The organism is Methylobacterium aquaticum, from assembly GCF_001043915.1.
Taxonomy (GTDB): Bacteria; Pseudomonadota; Alphaproteobacteria; order Rhizobiales; family Beijerinckiaceae; genus Methylobacterium; species Methylobacterium aquaticum.
The window spans coordinates 1-524 of the sequence record NZ_LABX01000363.1 but is presented as its reverse complement, the minus strand read 5'-3'; the positions used below and the strand labels follow the sequence as shown (position 1 = coordinate 524).

1 protein-coding gene is annotated in these 524 nt (G+C 67.6%); it reads left to right on the top strand.

Annotated features, from left to right (window positions below; genetic code table 11):
• The coding region (locus VP06_RS32000; protein WP_048467863.1) for an AAA family ATPase at positions 1–511 on the top strand (511 nt) is incomplete at its 5' end.
• Positions 512–524: the final 13 nt, after the last annotated feature.

The window sequence follows — 524 nt, the reverse complement described above, 5'->3', positions numbered from 1 at the left end:
GCCGGTGCTGCTGATCGACGAACTCGATCGCACCGACGAGGCGTTCGAGGCGTTTCTGCTGGAAGTGCTGTCCGATTTCCAGGTGACGATCCCTGAACTCGGCACGATCCGCGCGCCCGAGCCGCCGCTGGTGATCCTGACCTCGAACCGCACCCGTGAGATCCACGACGCGCTCAAGCGCCGCTGTCTCTATCACTGGGTCGATTACCCGGATGCGGCGCGCGAGTTGCAGATCCTGCGCAGCCGCCTGCCGCACGCGCCCGAGGCCCTGTCGCGCCAGGTGGTCTCCTTCGTGCAGGCGATCCGCAAGGAAGACCTGTTCAAGGCGCCGGGCGTCGCCGAAACGCTCGATTGGGCGACGGCCCTGGTCGAACTCGATGCCGTCGCCCTCGATCCGACGCTGGTCATCGACACGCTCGGCGTGCTGCTGAAATATCAGGACGACATCCAGGCGATGCAGGGCGGGCGCGCCAAGGCCCTGCTCGACGAGGTGCGGTCCTCGGCCGGATGAGCGACGCGCCCGC